This is a genomic window from Acidobacteriota bacterium (genome assembly GCA_016713675.1).
Taxonomy (GTDB): Bacteria; Acidobacteriota; Blastocatellia; order Pyrinomonadales; family Pyrinomonadaceae; genus OLB17.
The window spans coordinates 598,178-617,759 of the sequence record JADJOS010000001.1; the positions used below are offsets into that span (position 1 = coordinate 598,178).

The following is a 19,582-nucleotide window of genomic DNA, read 5'->3' on the forward strand; positions in this document are numbered from 1 at the left end:
TCTCTGAGACGCTTTACGATCTCAGATCCAAGTTTTCAGGTTCACACTAACCATTTAGGAACAGGACGTAACCGGGTCACCGCAGAAGTTTGAAGCCTTGATCCAGCCGACCTTCGTTTTGTATTTGACCTTTACCCAACCGCAGGTTAGATCGGTGATCAACACCTGGGTTTCAACGGCGAGCGTCCCGATCTTTCTCTTTGACCTGGCCGCTGCGTAAAGATCGGCGGGCTTGTTGTTTCGTCCGCTTGATCCCTTGATCTTGACCGCGATATTGGCCGAAACCCAACCGATGCCGTCAAACGATGAACCCCCATCTCGAAGGGCGCTGGCAATTTTCACCCAGCCGTTTGAAAATCCCTTTATTACAACCACAATAAACCCGGAATCTGCATCATTAGGGACCGTTTTTACTGTCGCTAAGATCTTACCTTTAGCATTTGGCTGATCTCGGATGTCCAGAGATCTTGGGGCTTTACCAGCTACGTAAGCATTGATAAATGCATCATCGCCACAACCGTCTTGCGCAAACAAATTAAGAGTTCCGCAAAAAGTTATCAACAAACCGCAGATCAAAGTTTTTACAATCATTTTTTCTCCTGTTGCCGTATTTTTGTCCATCTAAGGTAGATCATTTTGCCATTGTGTCCGGGGAATACCCCTCCAAATAATGTTTAAGAGCCAATGCCCTTTTCATGACCACTCCCTTGCGTGCATGAGCATTGAAAGAAATGTTCATCGTACCTTTCTCAAAAGAGTACATACTATCTATTAGCTTAAACTCGGCATTGCGATATAGGATCCAGCTTCGTTGGGATGAGATCAAGACGCTGCGTTCCTTTAAGGTCAATCTCCCCTGCAGTTCTTTATAAACCTTGTTTAGTTCCTTATCCCACAACTGTTCAGCTCTCGTGGCACAACGCGCTCCCCACCCTGCGGTGTCGTCTTTCTCAACACAAACGTCCAGAGCTGTTTCAAGACATGGTTTTTCTTCGTCGTTGGCCGCAGTTTTTGCTTGGCAAGCTTTCAAAGCATTGTCTAAAACAGCAGCCTCGTCGGATTGAGCCATGGCATAGCTGCCAAAAACAAGCATCAACGATGCGATTACCAATATATTTTTGATCATCTGATTTTTCTCCGTATTCTGAATCTAGGTTTTATCCTCATTTTCGAACAAACGCTGCGTCACTTTGCTCGTGGTGCGAGCTAAAGGTTTGGAGGCCCTTAGGACAGATCTGCTCCACTTATTTACAAAGCACGAAGCTCTATAATATCGGGCCGGCAGGCGTACCGAACACCTTAACTTCTGCAAGCATCAACTTCGCACTGGGACCTGTGATCTGCACCATCACATATCGGGCTCGTTTGCTGCCGGTAAATTTTAGTGGATATGTTTGGTCTTTCTTAAAAGTTTTCAATCCCAAAGAGAATTCTTCCCATTCGCCCGTCGCAGTTTTTGTCCAGATCCGAAAATCGGTCAGTGCCTCCGAACAACAATCCGTTCGGTTCCAGATCTGGATCTTGCTGACTTTGTGATCCGCTCCCAAATCCACCTTCCACCAGGGGTTCGCAGACATCCCAACAGCGGTGTGCGAAACCGATTTCCCCAAACCAATTGCCATCCGTGTTTCCGTCCACCGCCAGAGCCGCAAGTCCCTCCGTGGGACCAGAACCGCCCCCAATGTTGCTCGATTGTTCGGCGGGTTTTCGGAGGGCAACATTGACCTCCGGAGTGGGCGTCGGCGTCGGTATTGGTGTCGGTGTCGGTGTCGGTGTCGTCGTCTTTGTCGGTGCCGGAAAGACCATTGAGTATCCGCCATTACCTGAATGCTCGATTCGATAAAGGAGCCCGTCATTATTGATCAGCCACAATTCCTTGCCAACAGAAAATAGAAACTTCGCAGCACCCCATGCCGCCACAACCAAAGTTTTAACAGGTTGAGTAGTAGTAACAGTGCGGTAAAGTCCGGACGATTCAATACTGTAAAAATCACGATCATCGACATTAGTGCCCAAACGGGTACCTGTCAATAGATTAGCCGGACCACCGGCGACCGCCGCGCCAGTTGACGGATTGACTCCATAAATTTGTGAATAGCCAATTATGACAATCATTCCAGCTTGGACAAAAAAAAGTTTGGCACCTGGCCAGGGATTAGTTCCAATTCTCGTTTTAACAGCGCTTATGAGATCTGTTCGGTAGAGCCCCCCATCCTTCTCGATCGTATAAAGAAAAGCACTGTCTGTAGTCAGTAAACGTACGTTGATCCAATTGCGACTGGCGATAATCGTTGACGGGAAGTGTTTCTGAAGATCACCACCAGCGGTAATGCTATAAAGATTTGTGCCATTGGAAAACAAAAACTTTTCCGACTGAAAGCCCTTACCTACTGCGGTTTTTACACCCGTTGTGATTTCCGTGCGGTAGAGGTTCCCATCCGGCTCAGTAGTGTAGAGATCATTACCGACAGTAGTCATCAAGCTTGTATTGCCCCACGACTGGGAATATATTGTGGGCGCGAAAATAAACCCCGCGACAATTATTAGGAATAAGCTCATTCGGAAATAGCCAAGCGCTTTCCAGACACTATTTAACATTTTATTGATCTCCTTATTGGTAACGATCGAAATAAGCCGGTGATCTTCCGCGTATTTGAGTGTTTAGCAAAATCCCGAGGGTCCGCTCGTAGATGTTTCGATCCCTCTGAAACTTCGTCCTTGTTTGGTCGTGGTCGCAAGGCTCTCCTCGTACCACTGGAAAATGTAATTCAACAAACGTTGCACACGATAGAAATCGATCAAGATATCTGGCGAAAGGCGAAAGGTATTGTCTATTGACGTTACTTAAGATGGTCGATCGCCTTGCCGAGAAAATCGACTACTTTTTTCCGTAATCCATCGTCCTTGATAATCCCGCTTTTGGTCTTCGCCGCAGTTACCTCGGACAATGCCGTCCTGAGGTAATTCTTATTTGCATTTAGCATGTTTTCCGCACATAACTTCATTTCTTCAAGACTTCGATTATCCATAGTGCATTCGTCTGATATCGAAGTACGATTTATATTGCCGATCGCATCTTGAGCTCGGTTAATATTGTCCCGCAGTTCCTTCAAAGAGTTTTCTGAGGTTACTTGATCTGAGCGAAGCTCCCAGACGATGTTCTGAGCGTTCATGAGTGCCTGGAAGCAGCATCAAGATCCTCGAAGCTGAGCTCAAGCGCCGGCCTTTCGGTGTCGGCCGCACTCGCAGGTAGTTGAGCGGCGTTCGTCAGCATCAAAACCGCAAACAACGTAAAGATCAATAGCCCGAAATAAGCCAGAGCGTTAGATCGATACATTTCAGGTTTTGTCCGAACTAAAAGTTTCTGCTTCATTTTTTTCTCCTGAAAAGTTGGCCTTCACAGGGCCACTGGAAAATGTAATTCAACAGACGTTGCACACGGTAGGAATGCGGTCCTCGTTGACGAACGAGAGTTCAAACGGCACGCAATGAGGGACTGTTTGGTCCCTTATTCACAGCGTTTGACAGAGGGCTGGGAGCACGAAAAAGGCTTGAATTCAGGAACTATACACGAATAACATCCGATTACCTAATTAAACCGATTAGATTTTCTAACGGCCAATTAACACGAATCGGAACCGCCCAGAAGCACCAGACCTGAAGCGTATACGGGAGCCGGAGAACTAGAATTACGGGTTTAAGACGATACCTATGGACCGTGCGCTCGGGAACTTGGCTATCCGGGATAGGCTGGGAAAGCTATGAGGCACGAGCTGTGGGCGGGGCCACACATCGCTATTCGACACCCCCGAGGCGATCGCTGCTTACAACCTGTTTATAAACCGCTGATGCGAGCTATTTCGTTTTCGCTGCAAAATGATCCCAAGCCGCTTTGGCGATGTCGGCTATGATTCTTTCGTTGGTGTCGAAATCTTCTTTCGAATCGGTGACGAATACGCTGATGTAGAAATACTTGCCGTTTGGCAGAAAGACGATGCCGATGTCATTTACGGCGGCGTAAACACCGGTGGTTTTGTGGGCACCGGAATAACCTGTTTTATGAGCGACGATCGCACCGGCGGGAAGCTGGCCCTTAAGACGCTTTGGACCGGTCGAGGTTTCACGCATTGCTTTCCAGATAAAATCGTGACCTATTTGCGAGAGCTGCTTTTTCTTGTTTTCGTAAAACTTTTTTAGGACATCGTTGGCGGCATTTGGCGTGGTCCAATTCTGGAACATCAAGTCCCAATTCGACTGCATTGTCTCTTCGTTGATCTTGATCGCGATGTCTTTGATGCCATGTTTCTTGAAGTAGTTTTCAACGGCGACCGGGCCTCCGAGAAGCCGCAGCAGAGCATCGCAAGTGGCATTGTCGCTCTGCGAGACTGAGTATTCGATCAATTTTGATATCGGAAAACTGCCGCCTTCGGGGTTCTCTTCTCTTAGCGGACTCCACATGCCGGGCAGCATTTGGTCTTTCTTGATCTCGACCTGTTGATCGAGCGTAAACTTGCCCTTGTCGATCTCCGCCAACATCATCAGCCCGATGTGATATTTGAAAACGCTCTGCATCGGATAGCGACGCTCGCCGTTGATCACTATCTCGTCCTTGCCGTCGCCGCCAACGATCGCAACGCCGACCAAAGCTTTCTTGGTCGAAACGATCTGCTCGATCTGCTTCCGAAGCGAGTCCTTGCTCTGAGTAAATACCGAACTTGACGCAGCCAAAATGGCAAGTGCCGACAAACAAATGAACTTGGTCATTTTCATAGTTTAATGGTGGTCGCCCGAGGCAGCTCCATCCGGATCATGATAGATCTCGCTGCCGGTCGCTTTGAACTCGGCGGCCTTTTCGCTCATGCCGACGGCGACAGCATGTTTACTTATTTGGTTTTATGGGGATCCAAATCTCTTCTTCAGAGTTCGGGTCGTTGTTTTTATACTTTTCGCCCAAGACCTCAAAATGGGGTCTGTCGTCTAATTGATATTCTGAGTTTGGCAGCCAAGTGCCGAGAATATATTGAAAAATAGAGTTCGTGTTTGGGCCTTTGTAATCAAATACCGCGTAAAGTCCGCTTTCCAGAGTGAACTTTTCCATCTCGTCGGGAATGTTTTCAAAGCCGGAAACTTCAACCGCTGCCCATTTTTGAAACTCGTTTGACGGTGAAAAATTCGCGAAATATGTTGACGGATAAACGGCCATTGAGATGAGTTCACTCGTCAGATTGTTAGATATTGCTTTCCGTCGCGGTAAAAACAACTGCCAAAGTTCGCCGACTCGGAAATCTGCCAAACTCATCGTTAGTTTGTTGCCTGCTAATTTTTTCTCATTAGATATTTCTATTCGCGGTGTCATCTTTCTATTTCAATATTGTATTTTTCCAAAAGTCCGCTAACCCCCGAGATCGAGAATTTCGCCATTTTGATCTTGTTGTTATCTGGATCAATGGAATAGTTATAAGAAGTCCGAAAGTCCGATTTTTCAAGTATGGTCTGGTCAAAAACGGCGTTCTTCAAGTCGCATTGGTCAAATATCACGCCCGTCAGATCGCTTTCCGAAAAATCGACTTCGAGTAACCGAGTATTTTTGAAAACAGTATTTTTGATTTTCGTGTTGTGGAACGAAGAATGATTTAGCGAGCAACCGTCAAAGGAAAAGGACAGCCCGAACTTGTTGCAAACGTCAAAGCTCAGTCCCAGCATTTTGCAGTTGTTGAAACTCACATCACGCCAAACCGTTTCGATAAGTTTTGCCAAACTCAAATTGCAGTCGTTAAACTCGCAATCTATAAACTTAAATTCCGAAAGGTCGATTTCGGAAAAATTGCAATTATTAAATGTGTAGTTTTCGTATTCGTTGTTTTTTGGCAGATTTTCCGTAAAATCAACACCATCAACGATTTCGTCTTCCATGACTGTTAATTTTGAGGCAAGAGTTAATGATGCTCTTTTGCCCCATCAGGCACATTCCCGTGGTAGATCTCGCTGCCAGAAGCTTTGAACTCCGCAGCTTTTTCGCTCATACCAACCGCCAATGCTCTTTCCGCCTCTATGTTTTGGGCGTTCGCATAATCGCGGACGTCCTGAGTGATCTTCATCGAGCAGAAGTGCGGGCCGCACATCGAGCAGAAGTGGGCGAGCTTTGCACCTTCGGCAGGCAATGTTTCGTCGTGAAACTCCTTTGCTTTCTCCGGATCGAGGCCGAGGTTGAATTGATCTTCCCAACGGAATTCAAAGCGTGCTTTCGACAGTGCATTGTCGCGGTATTGTGCTCCGGGATGGCCCTTTGCCAGATCGGCAGCATGGGCGGCGAGCTTGTAAGTGATGACGCCTTCTTTTACATCCTGTTTGTTCGGCAGTCCGAGGTGTTCTTTAGGTGTCACGTAGCAGAGCATCGCCGTGCCGAACCAGCCGATCATCGCCGCTCCGATGCCCGACGTGATGTGGTCGTAGCCCGGAGCGATGTCGGTCGTCAGCGGCCCCAGCGTGTAGAACGGAGCTTCGCCGCAGACCTCGAGCTGCTTGTCCATGTTTTCCTTGATCAGGTGAATCGGCACGTGGCCCGGCCCTTCGATCATAGTCTGGCATTCCATTTCCCAAGCGATCTTTGTCAGCTCGCCAAGCGTATCTAGCTCGGCAAACTGCGCTTCGTCGTTCGCATCGGCGATCGAACCAGGCCGCAAACCGTCGCCTAACGAAAACGCCACATCATACGTCCGCATGATCTCGCAGATCTCTCGGAAACGTGTGTATAAGAAGCTTTCCTCGTGATGGGCCAAACACCATTTTGCCATGATCGAACCGCCGCGGCTGACGATGCCGGTCGTGCGTTTCGCCGTCATCGGAATGTACGGCAAACGCACACCCGCGTGGATCGTAAAATAATCAACGCCCTGCTCGGCCTGTTCGATCAGCGTGTCGCGGTAAATTTCCCACGTCAGGTCCTCAGCCTTGCCGTTCACTTTTTCAAGAGCCTGATAGATCGGAACGGTCCCGATCGGCACCGGCGAATTGCGGAGGATCCATTCGCGAGTCGCGTGGATGTTCTTGCCCGTCGAGAGGTCCATCACCGTATCAGCTCCCCACAGCGTCGACCAACGCATCTTCTCGACCTCTTCCTCAATGCTTGAGGCGATCGCCGAATTGCCGATGTTCGCGTTGATCTTGACCAGAAAATTACGCCCGATCGCCATTGGTTCGCTTTCGGGATGATTGATGTTGTTCGGGATGATCGCCCGCCCGCGAGCAACCTCGTCGCGGACGAATTCGGGCGTCACAAACTCAGGTATCGCCGCCCCGAACGACTCGCCTTTGTGCTGATGATTGAGCGACGAACGGTCGCTGCGTTCCGAAAGAGCAAGATGATCGAACGCCGCCTGCCGCCCCAGATTCTCGCGTATCGCGACGTATTCCATCTCGGGAGTAATAATTCCCTTTCGCGCGTAATGCATCTGCGTGACGCACGCACCGTTTTTGGCTCTCAATGGAGCGCGCCTCAGTCCCGGAAATTCCTCGAGCGTCCCGCGTTCATTCGCCTTCGCGATCTCCTCGGCACCTTTGGTCAGATAGCCGTTATCCTGCGGCAAAACTTGGCGGCCCTCGTATTCCTCGACATCGCCGCGTCCGACGATCCAATCCCGACGCAATGCCGGTAGGCCTTCGCGGACGTCACACTTAGTGCCCGGATCGGTCCAAACGCCGCTCGTGTCATACACACGCACCGGCGGATTCTCCTGCAAAGCCCCGTCAAAGTCCTTCGACGGCGACAGAGCGATCTCCCGAAACGGCACCCTTAAATTGTGTTTGTTTTGATTGACCGTCGAGCCATTCGTCTCGACATAAACTTTGCGCGAAGCCGGCAATTTAACCTCATCGCTCGTCTTCTCCACTGACAACTGTCCACTGACCTCTGATCTCTGTTCCATGTTTTTCTCCCTTCGTCGGTATTATCCGCATCAGGTTTTTAGGGTAATGTCCTCTCGAACAACTCTCAGCCTGCGGCTCCCCTGAAAACTTTATTGCAAATCTATTTTACGTTATTTTACCCCAATGAAATAATTGCGAATAGTTCCTGCAACCAATTTACCTTCGCGCTATACTAACTCTTGTCAGTGTTTGTCTAGTTTTAAACAAAAATAACAGGGAGAACGGAGATAACATGCGAAAATTTATATTCGGAATGATCGCTGTCCTGGGCGTGCATATCGTATTTGTGGCGTTCTTTGCGACGCTCGACACGATGGAATCGACCCGAAACGATAGATCGCTTGCCAAACCAAATGCCCTCCCGGCGGCCGGAGAACCCGTTCTCAGCAATGAGATCGTCGTTGCCGGCGGCACCACGCCCGAGGGACCGGCCGAAACGCCCGCGGCTGACAGACGAACGGCCCGGAGGCCGGCGGCCATCGCAGCCGTCGAACGCCGAACACCGAACGCCGGCCCGCGTGCCGCCAGAACGGTCAAACCGCAGCCTAAGTTCGTCGCTCCCGTTTACCGATCTGCCGCGTATACGGTCGAGCGGACCGAATTTCCGCAGACCGTGACATTCACGGCGGCCGACGATAAGCGTTCCGAGTATGCCGCCAAAACCGAAAAAGCCGCACGCCCCGACAAACGCTCTTTCCTCGCCAAAGTAGGTTCGATCATTAAAAAACCGTACGACGGCCTCAAGGCGGTCGCCTCATGGCTCCGCTAAATAAATTTACGCCTATGTTCGATAACTAACAGTTCGATCGCTCCGCGTTGATTAGAATCCCTAAGACCGGGAACTTTTTTTTCCAACGAATAAGGAGTAGATCATGAAAAACATCATTATATTAGCTTCATTGACGATAGGCTTTGCCGTATTTTTAGCAGCCTGCGGCGATGTCAACGTAAACACCAACCGCATGGCCAATCAGGCCGGCAATGCAGTGAACAGGACCGCCAATATGGCCGGCAACGCTGTCAACGCGATAGCGAACACCGCCACGGCGATGACCACACCGAGTGCCGAGGACTTTTTGAAAGCAGCCGCCCAGGGCGGAATGGCAGAGGTCCAACTCGGCAACCTCGCAGCAACCAAATCGCAAAATGCTGAAGTAAAGGCGTTCGGCAAGATGATCGCGGCCGACCACGCCAAGGTCAACGCCGAGGTCAAGGCCCTCGCAACCAAACTTAAGCTCACGCTTCCCATCGATATCGGCTCGCACAAGTCAACCGTTGACGACCTGACCAAGGCGACCGCGGATTTCGATAAAAATTACGTCGCAGCGATGGTCAAAGACCACGAGGACGACGTCGCCGCCTTCCAAAAACAGGCCGACAACGCGACCGATGCCGACGTCAAAGCCTTCGCCGCCAAGACCTTGCCGACACTAAAGAGCCATCTCGAAAAGATCAAAGCCATCCAGGCCAAGATGAAATAGGCGGGAAATCAGTTGGTAAATATAGCGTCCGTTTCGGCTCGAACAGCCGGAACGGACGCTTTCTATTTAACGACGACCCAGGTCGTCATACATCTCAAATTCTCGACATTGGTAGTTTTGATAGGTTCGAGAAACTGTCCGCCGACGCTCGCGGTCGAGTCTCGCAGCATTTGTTCATCGACAATGAATCGCTCTGACCCGTCCGGCATCATATATCGGCCGTTCGATGTCGGAATTAGCAGCTTTTCGATCCCGATCGACGACGCAAGCCGTGCGAAAAATACGCCGCCGGGCTTGAGTACACGCCACATTTCGGCCAGCCAGCGATCGAATTGAGAGCGGTCAGCCGCAAAATGCATCACCGCGTTGCATATCACCCAGTCGAACGTCTGTTCCGCAAACGGTATCGCGTCGAGCGACGCCGTCTGAAAATTATCCATCGGCAGATCGGGGGCAATTAGCCTCGCCGTGTCTCTGACCGCCGCCACAGCCCTTTCATCCTTATCGACCGCAAACACGTCAAAGCCGTTCCGCATCAGCCAAACGATATTCCGCCCGCCGCCGCAGCCGGCATCCAGTATCTTCATTCCCGGCGTGAATTGGCCTTTCTGGATCTGGTCGAAAAGATAGATGTCGATGTCGCCGAACGTCTCGCGAACACTGTTCATACGCCGCTAATCCTCAAAGACGATCCAACCGATCTTGCCTTCATTGTTCATTCGAAAATGATAAAAGACCTCTCTTTTCGCGAGCGTCATTTTGAAACGGACAAATTCGCTGGCCGTCACGTCGAGCATAAAGTGATCGCTGCCTATCTTTTCCGTGCCGAGATACGCGAAAGACCTCATCGCCTTGAGGTTTGACGCCAGTTGTTTTCGAAAATCCGCACTCACTTTCGAGGCGAAATTTGCCGACAACTGATCCGGCGTTTTACCTTCAGCAATATCCTTCAAGATCTGGAGCGACCTCTGTGATTGCTCCGCGTCGATCACTTCTTTGATTCCGCCGGCAAAGGTTCCGGGAATGTAGGCGTCGGCGACGCGTTTCGAAATATACTCAGGCCCAAAACCGCCATCCTCGAGGTTCCCGATTATCGCTATGGTGATCTTTTCCGCCGGATAATAACGCACGACGCTGCCAAATCCGCCGACGGTCGAGCCGTGATGATGGACCATTTTGTGGACGTTAAATGAATCCGTAAAGAACGCGAAGCCGTGGTTTACGCGGCGGCCGTCGCTAGTTTTCGCCGGCATTAGCATTTGCTCTAGGCTCGATTGTTTGACCACGCGGCCCTGAAAAACGGCTTCCCACCAACGGGCGAGGTCGACGGCACTCGCCAGGATCCCGCCGCTTGGAGCGATCACCTTTGGCCGAAAAGGCTCGCCGGTCTTCCACTCGCCGTTTCGCAAAACATAGCCCGCCGCCCGATCCTTCACTACGTCTTCCTGATGTTTGAAACGTATCGAAGGAAAATTCAAAGGCCTGATAATGCGCTCAGTGACGAATTCCTCGAACGATCTCCCGCTCGCTTTTTCGACTATGATACCGATCAGCGGCAAATTCGTGTTCGAATAGCCCCAGTTTTCGTTCGGTTGAAACACCAACGGAAACGGCCTAACAAGATCGATAAATTCCTCAGCCGAATATTCACGCCGGTACGAAAATTCCTTGATCTCCGTCCAGTCTTTGAGTCCCGAGGTGTGATTGAGCAGATTCCTGACCGTGATCTTCTGCCAGGATTCTGGCGCGTTTGCGGGCAAATATTTTCGGATGGGATCGTCGAGATCTAGCTTGCCGTCCTCGACCAACAGCATTACTGCCTCGGACGCAAATTGCTTCGATATAGAACCGATCTCATATACCGTGTCTTTCGTCGCCGGAGCCTGCGTCTCAAGATTCGCAAAACCGTAACCCGTTGCCTTTATTACCTTGCCGTCACGAATAACAGCGATCGAAAGCCCCGGGATCTTTCGCTCCTTGATCTGTTCGGCGATGAATCTATCAAGCCCGTCGGCCCGCGCCGCCGCAGCGGCAACGAGCATCAGCAAAAAGGCAAAGCAGTATCTGGTTCTATTCGTCATTCTGAGCGTCTCAATTGGCCTGCGAATTGCCGATCTTTTCTGCGTCCAGGACATACGCGATCTGATCGCGGGTCAGTAAAAACAGCCGTTTGCCGTCCGATGAGAATGTCATCGCGGCGATCCCTTTTTTCAACACGACCTGCCCGGACTCGCGTCCCGTTGCAATATCGATCACCGAGACACGGCCTTCGGTATTTTCGACTGCGATGAGGCCATTTTGAGGAGAAAACGTTCCCTTCGAGCCGAAAACACGCCGTATAAGCGAACCTTTTGAGATCGAATAGATCAGCTGCCGGTTCTCGTCGTCGTCGACTACCAGATAATCGCCGGCCGCCGTTGCGCTCTGCACACCGAACGAACCCTGTCCGGTTTCCAGTATGAAATGAGATCTCGTGACGCCCGTCGCCGGATCGACTATCTGGATCAGCAGATCGCGTTCGTTCTCTTTCGCGGTCTTGACCTTTCCCTGCAGTTCGCCGTTCTGCTTGATGATCTCCGCCGCTGCTGCCGATTTAACGGGCCACACCAGAACCATCGAATTGTGGGTCGGATTTACAAAGTAACGCGGCGTTTCGTCGCGAAATTCGCGCGTCCACAGCGACGCCCCCGTTTGAGCATCGAGGACCTCCATCGCCGTCTGCTTCGAGCCGATCCGCCGGTCTGCCTCTTCCTCGACGAACGGCTTATCTCCGGCCTTTTTCTCGGCAATTTTGTCGGTTTTCGGAGCTTCTTTTTTCAACGGCCTGCGAACGACGACATACCGGCCGAACTGTCGAAAATCACCGTCTTTTAGTTCGGTGCCCTGCACAACGTTCAATGTGGTTGTATCGAGGGCAGCGATCGACCTCGGTGTCTCGCCCAATTTTGGGAAATCGGCGTAGACCTTGCCGTCAGGAGCGATATAGCTGCCGCGAAACGAACGGATATGAAATCGCCGCTCGCCCGTCTCCAGATTCCACACCGCACCACGCGATCGCTCGGACGCCGCCAGCCATTGCCCGTCATCTGAGAATGTCACGGTCCGCAGCGAACCAAAGTCGCTCTTTGGCAAGGTAACGGCAGCTATGGGTTCGACCGTTCCGACCGTATATATTGCAAGTTCCCCGTTCTTTCTCTCCGCAACGACCGAGTTTCCGCTCACATCGAGGGCTTTTTTCTTTCCCGCAAAGACATATTTCTTTTGCTTCAGATCGAAAACGCCGACCGCGGCACCATTTACCGGACGCACGACGATATGATCGCCTGCGGTCGACTGGCTAAAGCTAGTGCCGCCCAGATCGAACTGTTCGAGCCTTTTACCATCCGGAAACGAGAAAATGCCGGACTTCTTGATATCCGCGTCGGCCCGTCCGACGATCCTGTCCGTCCCCATAAACCCGAAACCGATCCGAACCAGCTTCTTGATGTTATCGCCGACAGGAAATGCCTTTCGGGCCGCAATGTCAACGCCCAGGAACTTGTCCGATTGGAGTCCGAGTATTGACGCACCGCGCATAGTGCTCCCGAAGGGTGAGCCGGAAAATTCGACAAAACCATCTTCGTAACCCGGCGAAAGGTCGCGGCTCACTAAGAGGTATTTAGCGTCCGGCGAAAAATTCAGCGACAGTACGGGTAATTCCCCGCCGCCATTGATCGCCCGCATAAAGTACATCATGCCCATTATGAAGTCCTGCGGCACAAAGAACTTTTTATCCCGAAACAGCTCATCACCGGTCTTCAGCTCGTATATCGCAACATCGCCGCTGTAATGGTAGACGGCTATCTGATCGCCGTTCGGCGAAACCTCCGACTGCCAGAACGGGTCCGGGATCGAGACCTCGTATTCCGAGGTCAACTTGTTCGCCGCGATATTCCATTTCTGAACATGGAGCGATTCGCTGACAACGACGATCTCGCTCGAATCCGCCGAAAACCAGGCCGGACGGGCATCCAACGCAGGAACCTGAAACACGGCCTTGAGCGGTTCGCGCGTCAGCACGGTTATGGTCGATGCGTCCTGGGCGAGAATGTACCGGCCGTTTCCGCTGAACTTGAGGTGCTCGATCTCGCTCCGCAGCGGATTGAATTCCTGAACGTTGATCAGTCCCGGCACGACCTCGGTCTTCGCCGAAGCGTTGAACGTGAGGACGGACGTTCGCCAGGCTTCAAAATCCGCAGTTGCGGCTCCGCCCCTTTGTTCGCGGCACGCAGGCGGCAGCGACTGAAATTGGTCGAGCATTTCCTTGAGCCGTTTGTCAGCCGGGCTGCTGCTGCCGAACAGAGCCGACAGGCCGCCGCGTTTCTTGGCCTTGGTCAAACGTACCCAGAATTGCGGAAATTGCGACGCGTCATATCCGGCGGCAACGAGGGCGAACATGCCTAGTTTGTCCGCTTCTAACTGTTGGTTGTCTTCGTGATTCGAGCCCGTCTTTACGTTTTTCGTGTTCCACAGATCGATCACCTGATTGTATTTTTCGAAAACGTCGGCTCGGTCGCCGACCGCCTTTACATTCAATAGCGAGGTAAAATACTTGCTCCAGTCGAGCCCGCCGTGCCTTACCGTCGCGTGGCCGAGCTCGTGTGCCATTACGCCGGCCAGTTCGTCCTCGTTCTTGACGAAATTGACCATCTTTCGCGTGACCATGATTATACCGCCCGGGAATGCGAACGCGTTCGTGTCCGGAACGTCCGATATCATGAACCTGAATTTGATGCCGGAGTTTGGCAGGTGGCGGCCAAGCCGTTCGCCGATCTTGTTCAAATACGCCGTCACGGCCGCATCGTCGATCACGCCGTGGTTGTTGCGGACCTTGTCCAAAATGGTCTCGCCCAGATACATTTCCTGCTCGGCAGTAAAGATATTTTCCGATCTTGAATTGAACTGGATCGCCGGCGGATCGCAGGCCTGCCCGAAACTAACCCCCGCAAACGCGAAAATGATCAGCGAAAACAAAGCAATATACCCTGGGATCCTAAAAAGACCGGCCCCGGTCGTTGAGAGATGCATAACGTTCCTCCGGCAATATTTGCGCTGTTCAGAAAATCAACCCGAACAAGTGTTCAGGGCAAAGGTCAGCGAACAATTCCCCAATAGCGTTCAGATATGGATGTTAACAGTTTCCTTCGCGATCGCGAAGCATTTTGTGATTTCCGCGATCGCGACGCCACTCTCCGCTCGCGCATTTTACGTGCGGGCAGCGGTCTATCATTTAGACCGTTTGCGGTTGGGGTTCGATCGCTTGCGGACCGGCCTTGTTTTCAGCAGATGGGCGACGAGGGTTTCGCCCTCGACCGATGTTTCGACGAACTGGACCGTGCCGTCAAATCTCAGGTCATGCTTGACGCACAGCGGTTTGGCACGAACGACGTAGTTTCCGCTGTCGTTCTTGGCACGCAGAGCGAAGGCGTTCGGCATCAGCCGTTCGGTCTTTCTCAGTCCGATCAGGTCATTATCGGGGTCATACATCAGATACACGGCCTCGGGCTGCCCCAATGCTTCGTAGGAACCGCGGCCCAGCGTCAGTTCACCGATCTTGTTGATCGACAGATACAGGCCATTCGTCACCCGCGTCGGCGGTTCGCTATAGATCATCCATTTTCGTTCCATATAGTTGTTCACCTCCAAAATTCGGATGGTCAATATAGCATATACGCGATTATGTTGCAACTATGAAATCTGCTCGGATCGATCGATGGTCCGAAGGCACCTCCGCGAACTCCGCGGCCTTGCTCCGTGACCTCTGCGTGGATCAATTGCGGGCGGAAGAGTTCGACGAGATCGATCGATTCGCCGGACGCGACGAATTCGCCTAAATTTCACCCATCGTACCAATTCCGTATTGTCGCTGGGCCAATTTTAATTGTCGCTGCCCCCATTCTTGATTGTCGCTGGACCCGTTTCGAACTGTCGCTGGGCCTTATTTTTTGTCGCAGAATATACGCTTTGAAAAGAAAAGGCTGCCGCCGAAACATGTGTTTCAACAGCAGCCTGTTAAATCGAAATGGTGGCTGGAGAGTGACTTGAACACTCGACCTCGGGGTTATGAATCCCGCGCTCTAACCAGCTGAGCTACCCAGCCACGAACATATGATTATAGTTTCGCGTGCGAAAAAATCAAGGGCAAAACGGTTGCAAGACAGTGAGAGCGGGTTTCTCTCCGGCCTCTGCGAATAACTCTCTGCCCTCTGCGTAGAAATTTTGCCGTGTTCTTTGTGGCTCAACGACATCTCTGTTGTAAAATCAAAAGCATCCCGGCTCGCCGCCGCGGCGTCGAATAAGGACGATATCTATGCGAAATACAAGGGCAAATCTGTGGCTTGCGATAGTGTTTACGGCGGTTCTTCTGCCGTTGGCGGCGACGGCCCAGCCAAAACGCCCGGTCACGGCGGCAACTCAATTTCGAAGCATCACTGTAGTAACCGAGCCCGGAGCTTCGGTCTGGATCGACGGCGTTCTGTACGGCAAGGCAGATAAGGACGGCAGTTTGGCGATAAGAACGGTCACCACCGGCGGTCACAAGATCCGCGTTCGCGCCGACGGTTTCAAGCAAAAGGATCAGCCGCTAAGCGCCGCTCAAAAAGGCGAGATCAAGGTCCCGCTCGTCAAGACTGACGACGAGGCCGAGCTCACATTCCAGGAAGCCGAACGCCTCGGCCAACTCGACCGCGAAAAGGCCGTCGCGGCATATAAAAAAGCAGTAAAACTGCGGCCCGCATATCCCGAGGCATTTCTTGCGATGGCCCGCACACAAGCCGACATGGGCGACCTCGAAGATGCTCTCAAGTCGCTCGCCGCGGCTCGCAAACTCCGTCCCGGCTACGCTGAGGCGTCCGCTGTCGAGGGCCGTGTCCAACGCGAATACGGCGAGGACGAAAAGGCGATCGCCCTCTACAAACGCGCGATCACTGAGGGCAAGGGCTTTCAGCCCGAAGCCTACACCGGCCTCGGACTCCTATATAAGGAACGTGCCGAATCAGCCGGCGGCTCAGGCAATTTCGACGACGAGCAGGCGAATTACAACGAAGCCGCCAAGAATCTAAAGCTCTCGATCAAACAGCTCGCGGGTGCCCCCGACGCCATGGTCATCATGCAGCTCCTCGGCCTCATCTACGAACGCCAGCAAAAACTCGCCGACGCCATCGCCGTCTACGAGGAATTCCTCCGCATCTTCCCCGACTCGAACGAAGCCACCGCCGTCCGATCCTTCGTCACCCAACTCCGCAAACAGCTCGACGGGCAATAAATTGCGTCAATTTGACCGACTGTTCATACTGATCGATTTCTTTCCAAATCGACAAAACTTTTGTTGACACTCGTTGGTTAAACAATGTATATTTAATTGTCAACGATGTTTATCATCGTTTTCCTGTATTACCTCTCAGTAAATTGACCGCGACAATTCTCTTCTGAACGATGCAATGTCGGAGCTGAAGTAACTGTTTAGGCAACCCACATATAAATGTCCACAAAACTAGGCGAAATACTCGTCCGCGAAAATCTGATCACGTCGCAGCAATTGCGCGAGGCCCTCGAGTACCAACGTACCAACGGCGGCCGTCTCGGATCTAATCTCGTCAAACTCGGCATCTGCTCGGACGATGTCGTGACCGCAGTTTTGTCCCGCCAGTACGGCGTCCCTTCGATCAACCTCGAACTTTTCCACATCGAACAGGACGTCATCAAACTGATCTCTCACGAGGTCGCCCTCAAATATTCCGTCCTGCCTGTCTCCAAGGTCGGCGCTACGCTAACCCTCGCGATGGCCGATCCGACCAACGTTTTTGCGATGGACGATATTAAATTCATGACCGGATTTAATGTCGAGCCCGTCATCGCCGCCGAATCCTCCATCCAACTCGCCATCGGCAAATATTACATCGGCTCGAACGAGATCGACATTTTCGACGCTGCCTTCGCCGTCGAAGCCGAAGCCGCCCTAAACGGCAACGGTCACAGCAACGGCAATGGCCACGTTGTTAATCACAACAAATCCGCCGAAGTTCAACGCCTCAATGAATCCGACCTTGATGTCTCCCTTGATCGCTTCGAATTCGCCTCTCACGAGGGGGAGGATTTTGAGGTCCTGGACGACAACGAGGAAATAGACCTCGCTGCACTCGCAAAAGCCAGCGAAGATGCACCTGTCGTTCGTCTCGTCAACGTGCTTATGGTCGATTCACTCCGACGCGGAGCGTCTGACATACACGTTGAACCGTACGAGAAAGACTTTCGCATTCGTTTCCGTATTGATGGCGTCCTTTACGATGTCATGCATCCCCCACTTAAGATTCGCGATCCGCTAATTTCGCGTCTCAAGATCATGGCGAAATTGGACATTTCCGAGAAACGCCTGCCGCAGGACGGCCGTATCAAGATCAAGGTCAAGATCGACAACCGTTCGCGAGAGCTCGATTTTCGTGTATCGTCCCTGCCGACTCTATTCGGTGAAAAGGTCGTGCTTCGTCTGCTTGATAAAGACAAGCTGATGCTCGATATGACCAAGCTCGGTTTCGAGGAAGAGAGTCTCGAGAAATTCAAACGCAACATCGCCAATCCTTACGGAATGGTACTCGTTACAGGCCCGACCGGCTCGGGTAAAACGAACACGCTTTACTCTGCCTTGCAGGCACTAAACACGACCGAGACCAACATCATGACGGCCGAAGATCCGGTCGAATTCAACCTTTCGGGCATCAATCAGGTGCAGATGAAGGAGCAGATCGGGCTCAATTTTGCCGCCGCACTTCGCTCGTTCCTGCGTCAGGATCCGAATATCGTGCTCGTCGGTGAGATCCGAGACTTCGAAACGGCCGAGATCGCTATCAAAGCCGCATTGACAGGCCACCTTGTTCTCTCGACACTGCATACCAACGACGCACCATCGACGGTTTCGCGACTGGTCAACATGGGTATCGAGCCGTTCTTGGTGGCGACGTCGGTCAACATCATTCAGGCACAGCGGCTTATTCGCCGCATCTGTTCAAACTGTAAAGAAGAGGTCAGCCATCCGCCGGAGGGCTTGGTCAGCGTCGGTTTCAAAGCCGAAGAAGTGTCAGAGATACAGCTTTACAAGGGCCGCGGCTGCACGACTTGCAACGGAACAGGATTTAAAGGCCGCGTCGGCCTGTACGAGGTCATGGAGATCACGGACGAACTCCGCGAACTCATTATCATAGGCGCCAGCGCCATGGAATTACGGAGAAAGGCGATCGAACTCGGAATGATAACCCTACGGGAATCGGGTCTTTGCAAGATCCGACAGGGAATCACAACCATCGAAGAAGTGGTGAAGGAAACAGTTATTTAGCACACGGAGGAAGTATGTTAGTTAGGGCAATCGCATTATCTTTAGCATTATTGGTTGGTATCGGCGTCATCGTTCCGCTCGCGACGGACAGCGTCGAAGCCGGCCCGAAACGCAAGAAAAAGAAACAGGTCAAAAAGTACAAAAAGTACTCTAAAAAATGGTGGCGTCAGTATCGCGCCCGTATGGCCCGTAAAAAGGCTCAGCGTAAAAGAGCGAGGGCTCTCCGCCTGCGCCAGCTTCGTCTGGCCAGGGCCGCTCAGGCAGGTTTGCCTAAAACTTCAACACCCAGGCCCAGATCGGAAAAGGCCAAATCAACTGTAGTGTCGGCCGCCGACACCGCACCGAAAGGCTGGAATCAAGCACAGAGTTCGCCGTCCGAACTGCAATTCCGCGTCGATGATTCGGCCGGATCCCAAGTCGGGATCGCGTCGATCTCGGTTGTCGGCCCGGCGGGCGATAGTTCGACGTCGGTAAAAGGCAAGAGCGTCGGCGGCGTTTCGACATCCGCACTTCGCCGCGATGTGATCAACAAAATGATCCGCGAAAACGGCTGGGTCGTTAACGATTATCAGAAAGAGATCGGCGGACGAACGGTATATGTCGTAGCTGCTCAATCTCAGGCAAAGAATGGCCGTGTTCAGTCACGTATGTTCTATTTCACCGAGGTTGACGGCCGCATTTACAACGTCGCGACCAATTCACCTGTCGAACAGGCAGAACGTCTAGCCGAGGAATCAGAAAAGGTGCTCGATTCGCTGCAGACCCGCGTCCGCGGAACACAGCGTGCCGCAACAAAGGACTAGTCGAC

19 protein-coding genes, 1 tRNA gene and 1 riboswitch are annotated in these 19,582 nt (G+C 52.0%); of the genes, 6 read left to right on the forward strand and 14 right to left on the reverse strand.

Annotation, left to right across the window (positions count from 1 at the left end):
* Window positions 1-54: 54 nt before the first annotated feature.
* From IPK01_02725 to thiC, 9 genes are all read right to left on the reverse strand, one after another.
* Window positions 55-621 carry a hypothetical protein gene (locus IPK01_02725; protein MBK7932412.1) on the reverse strand — a complete coding sequence of 189 codons (567 nt, stop codon included), beginning with the start codon at window positions 619-621 and terminating at the stop codon, window positions 55-57.
* A 10-nt stretch (window positions 622-631) separates the two neighbouring features.
* Complete coding sequence (locus IPK01_02730) at window positions 632-1,126, reverse strand: DUF1311 domain-containing protein (protein ID MBK7932413.1); 495 nt, start codon at window positions 1,124-1,126, stop codon at window positions 632-634.
* A 139-nt stretch (window positions 1,127-1,265) separates the two neighbouring features.
* Window positions 1,266-1,547, reverse strand: a complete 282-nt coding sequence (locus IPK01_02735) for a hypothetical protein (GenBank protein MBK7932414.1) — start codon at window positions 1,545-1,547, stop codon at window positions 1,266-1,268.
* 1,293 nt (window positions 1,548-2,840) lie between these two features.
* Window positions 2,841-3,005, reverse strand: a complete 165-nt coding sequence (locus tag IPK01_02740; GenBank protein ID MBK7932415.1) for a hypothetical protein — start codon at window positions 3,003-3,005, stop codon at window positions 2,841-2,843.
* A gap of 164 nt (window positions 3,006-3,169) precedes the next feature.
* Entirely contained in the window at window positions 3,170-3,373 is a 204-nt protein-coding gene (locus tag IPK01_02745) for a hypothetical protein (GenBank protein ID MBK7932416.1), read from the reverse strand.
* A 482-nt stretch (window positions 3,374-3,855) separates the two neighbouring features.
* Entirely contained in the window at window positions 3,856-4,764 is a 909-nt protein-coding gene (gene bla / locus IPK01_02750) for a class A beta-lactamase, subclass A2 (GenBank protein MBK7932417.1), read from the reverse strand.
* Window positions 4,765-4,879: 115 nt separating this feature from the next.
* Window positions 4,880-5,356 carry a GyrI-like domain-containing protein gene (locus IPK01_02755; protein ID MBK7932418.1) on the reverse strand — a complete coding sequence of 159 codons (477 nt, stop codon included), beginning with the start codon at window positions 5,354-5,356 and terminating at the stop codon, window positions 4,880-4,882.
* Entirely contained in the window at window positions 5,353-5,913 is a 561-nt protein-coding gene (locus IPK01_02760) for a pentapeptide repeat-containing protein (GenBank protein ID MBK7932419.1), read from the reverse strand. Before IPK01_02760 ends, IPK01_02755 begins: the two co-directional genes overlap by 4 nt.
* 23 nt (window positions 5,914-5,936) lie before the next feature.
* Window positions 5,937-7,925 carry a phosphomethylpyrimidine synthase ThiC gene (gene thiC, locus IPK01_02765; GenBank protein ID MBK7932420.1) on the reverse strand — a complete coding sequence of 663 codons (1,989 nt, stop codon included), beginning with the start codon at window positions 7,923-7,925 and terminating at the stop codon, window positions 5,937-5,939.
* A riboswitch (TPP riboswitch) is annotated at window positions 7,916-8,018 on the reverse strand. Its footprint overlaps the gene before it by 10 nt.
* Before the next feature lie 140 nt (window positions 8,019-8,158).
* On the opposite strand from thiC, the gene IPK01_02770 reads away from it, so the two are divergent.
* Both IPK01_02770 and IPK01_02775 read left to right on the forward strand, forming a co-directional pair.
* Entirely contained in the window at window positions 8,159-8,695 is a 537-nt protein-coding gene (locus IPK01_02770) for a hypothetical protein (protein MBK7932421.1), read from the forward strand.
* A gap of 103 nt (window positions 8,696-8,798) precedes the next feature.
* Window positions 8,799-9,407 (forward strand): DUF4142 domain-containing protein, encoded by a 609-nt coding sequence (locus IPK01_02775; protein MBK7932422.1) that lies wholly within the window; start codon window positions 8,799-8,801, stop codon window positions 9,405-9,407.
* Window positions 9,408-9,469: 62 nt separating this feature from the next.
* On the opposite strand, the gene IPK01_02780 is transcribed toward IPK01_02775, so the two are convergent.
* From IPK01_02780 to IPK01_02795, 4 genes are all read right to left on the reverse strand, one after another.
* On the reverse strand, window positions 9,470-10,075 hold the full coding sequence (locus IPK01_02780) for a class I SAM-dependent methyltransferase (protein MBK7932423.1): 606 nt from the start codon (window positions 10,073-10,075) through the stop codon (window positions 9,470-9,472).
* A gap of 6 nt (window positions 10,076-10,081) precedes the next feature.
* Window positions 10,082-11,488, reverse strand: coding sequence for a beta-lactamase family protein (locus IPK01_02785; protein MBK7932424.1), 1,407 nt, complete (start codon window positions 11,486-11,488; stop codon window positions 10,082-10,084).
* Window positions 11,489-11,498: 10 nt separating this feature from the next.
* Window positions 11,499-14,474 (reverse strand): M48 family metalloprotease, encoded by a 2,976-nt coding sequence (locus IPK01_02790; protein ID MBK7932425.1) that lies wholly within the window; start codon window positions 14,472-14,474, stop codon window positions 11,499-11,501.
* 198 nt (window positions 14,475-14,672) lie between these two features.
* The gene (locus IPK01_02795) at window positions 14,673-15,074 is read right to left on the reverse strand and encodes a hypothetical protein (protein ID MBK7932426.1); all 402 of its coding nucleotides are present in this window, start codon (window positions 15,072-15,074) and stop codon (window positions 14,673-14,675) included.
* Window positions 15,075-15,136: 62 nt separating this feature from the next.
* Between IPK01_02795 and IPK01_02800 the strand changes: the two genes are divergently transcribed.
* The gene (locus IPK01_02800; GenBank protein ID MBK7932427.1) at window positions 15,137-15,280 is read left to right on the forward strand and encodes a hypothetical protein; all 144 of its coding nucleotides are present in this window, start codon (window positions 15,137-15,139) and stop codon (window positions 15,278-15,280) included.
* 189 nt (window positions 15,281-15,469) lie between these two features.
* On the opposite strand, the gene IPK01_02805 is transcribed toward IPK01_02800, so the two are convergent.
* Window positions 15,470-15,546, reverse strand: a tRNA-Met gene (locus IPK01_02805).
* Between the two features lie 210 nt (window positions 15,547-15,756).
* Here IPK01_02805 and IPK01_02810 point away from each other — a divergent pair.
* The 3 genes from IPK01_02810 to IPK01_02820 all read left to right on the forward strand — a co-directional run bounded on the left by IPK01_02810 (window position 15,757) and on the right by IPK01_02820 (window position 19,577).
* Window positions 15,757-16,710: a tetratricopeptide repeat protein gene (locus IPK01_02810; GenBank protein MBK7932428.1), complete on the forward strand. Its 954-nt coding sequence runs from the start codon at window positions 15,757-15,759 to the stop codon at window positions 16,708-16,710.
* A 216-nt stretch (window positions 16,711-16,926) separates the two neighbouring features.
* Window positions 16,927-18,774, forward strand: a complete 1,848-nt coding sequence (gene pilB / locus IPK01_02815) for a type IV-A pilus assembly ATPase PilB (protein ID MBK7932429.1) — start codon at window positions 16,927-16,929, stop codon at window positions 18,772-18,774.
* Between the two features lie 14 nt (window positions 18,775-18,788).
* A complete protein-coding gene (locus tag IPK01_02820; GenBank protein MBK7932430.1) occupies window positions 18,789-19,577 on the forward strand; it encodes a hypothetical protein in 789 nt (262 codons plus the stop codon).
* Window positions 19,578-19,582: the final 5 nt, after the last annotated feature.